General features: G+C 62.5%; 2 protein-coding genes. One reads left to right on the forward strand and one right to left on the reverse strand.

All coding sequences use genetic code 11. The features are described 5' to 3' along the window. Positions 1 to 993: 993 nt before the first annotated feature. Positions 994 to 1287 (forward strand): hypothetical protein, encoded by a 294-nt coding sequence (locus ABIB25_RS29095; protein ID WP_354532000.1) that lies wholly within the window; start codon positions 994 to 996, stop codon positions 1285 to 1287. A gap of 23 nt (positions 1288 to 1310) precedes the next feature. Here the strand turns inward: ABIB25_RS29095 and ABIB25_RS29100 are convergent, their stop codons facing one another. Further along, complete coding sequence (locus tag ABIB25_RS29100; protein ID WP_354532001.1) at positions 1311 to 1868, reverse strand: phosphatase PAP2 family protein; 558 nt, start codon at positions 1866 to 1868, stop codon at positions 1311 to 1313. Positions 1869 to 2008: the final 140 nt, after the last annotated feature.

Here is a 2008-nt window from a genome sequence, read left to right on the forward strand (position 1 = left end):
GCTTTTCAGTTGGGTTATTCCGGCCAGGATCGGTTGCTCGGGCCCACGCCGGATTCAGGTCGCAATTCGTCACAACGGCGTTATGAATAACCCTCGGTACCGACGGTACCAGTCTCAGTGAACCTCAATCCTTCGAAAGCTGCCCCAATAAGTGATTCCAATCAGGCAATCGCCTTAACGGAGTCCGACACTGCTGAAATCGTGAATCAAAAGACCATAGCTGCCAAGCTAACTACTTTCAGTGAGATAACCAGACCAGGTGCTCTCGCAAGTAATCTGGAGTCTATTCCCACCGGGTTCAATCCTGATACACCGATATGGGCTGTCGCAGTCCAAGGAATCTTCAAGCCGCAGTTTGCACGGGGTCGAACCTTCGACTGGGGCGTCATTCTGTACGATTCGAGTTCCGGTGCAGTTCTTGGATCGGAAGCCGGGAACGGAAAGATTCCCCCTCCCTTCTAGTTCAGCTGTGGCCCCCATTCGGAGCGTGGAGTGATCGTGCTAGCAATTGTTCTCCTCGTCCGTGACCCGCTCCGGGGGTGCTTTTCATTCCGGACAGTTGAGTGGCGCAGAGTGAGCTCGTGAGGTGGGAGTCGACTAGAGCGTGTCTACTAATCCGCTGGCCTGTCAGCATCGATGATCGTTTTATGGCGCGCACAGGTGTGATCTCGGATGAGTTTCATCGGCCGCGCTTCCACATCCGAGATACAGAGCCCCTGCCACTGGCCAATCCTCTCAGCCTGGCCCTTGAGCGGGCTCGACGCCTACCCGATAGACGAACGCCCACCGGTCAGCGATCCGCAATGGGACCGGTCGAGGATGATGGTGGCCGCCGGTGAACGATGACTCACTGAGGTGGTACGTCCGGACTCAGAGATTCAGAGCGCGTTCCCGGTTCTTCCAATAACCTTATTCGCTCGCACCGTCGGACAGCTGCGACGGAAACACCACCCGACAGAGGGAACCGGACCCGGCTGGGGGCGTCCTGGGGCAATGATTCCTGAACGTCGGAAACGACTGATGTGGCTGAGCGGCACAGCCCTCCTGGCCGCGTCCGGGCTGGTGATCGTCGTGGTGGTGATCGTCCACGCGTTGCAGGCTGAGGTCGCCGCTGGCCTATACGCCGACGCGACTGCGACCGGCGGTGGCGACGGTCCAGGCGGCGTGCCCTCGAACACTGGGCTGCTCATTGGGGGCGCACTGATCGCCGCGGCGCTGCTGATTGTCCTCATTGCGCACCTCACCGGCCCACGACGCGGCCGTCGATCAACCACCGCCGCCGGCTAACCGCCATGCAACCGACAGTTGGGTTAGGCCGGGACTCCGGGGCCGCCGCTTCGCGTGGTCCAACGTCTGACTGCTAGATGCCACGCCCAGGCGATCATGGCGCCGAGCAGCCAACCGGCCAGCACGTCGCTGGGCCAGTGAGCACCCAGATAGACCAGGGCAACGCCGACGCCCAATACCGCTAGCACCAGCAGGGCGCCGAAGATCGCTCGACCCGGCCGCGTCGACCAGAGCGAGGCGAGGAACAGAGCAACCCCGACAGCGGCGGTCACCGCGCCGTCGGTGGAGGGCATCGAGTACCCGCCGGCATGCACCAGGGCCAGTTCCGCCGGCGGCCGCGGCCTCCCCACCACCGCCTTGAGCACACCGGCGCCCACCAACGAAATAGCCGCCCCGCCGGCGACGGTCACGATGACAGCCCAGCGGCGCCGCATCAGCAGATAGCCCAGCACCGCCAATGCCAGCGCACCGAGTACCGCAAGGTGGGTGCCGACGGCCATCACCGCCCGCGAAATCTGCGTCGCCCATACAGTCCGGTGGCCAACCACCCACAACATCAACGACAGATCGGTCCCGGACATCAAGGCAGCCTAATAGCGGCAGGGACATACTTGCTGTGCCGCAGGGCGATCGTTGACCGGGCCGGTGGAGGATGTAGATGCCCATACAGTGCTGATGTGGATGCGACAGGTGTGGGAGTGCTGACCTGGCGGCTGCTGAC

The sequence above is a fragment of the Nakamurella sp. UYEF19 genome (assembly GCF_040546275.1).
Taxonomy (GTDB): Bacteria; Actinomycetota; Actinomycetes; order Mycobacteriales; family Nakamurellaceae; genus Nakamurella.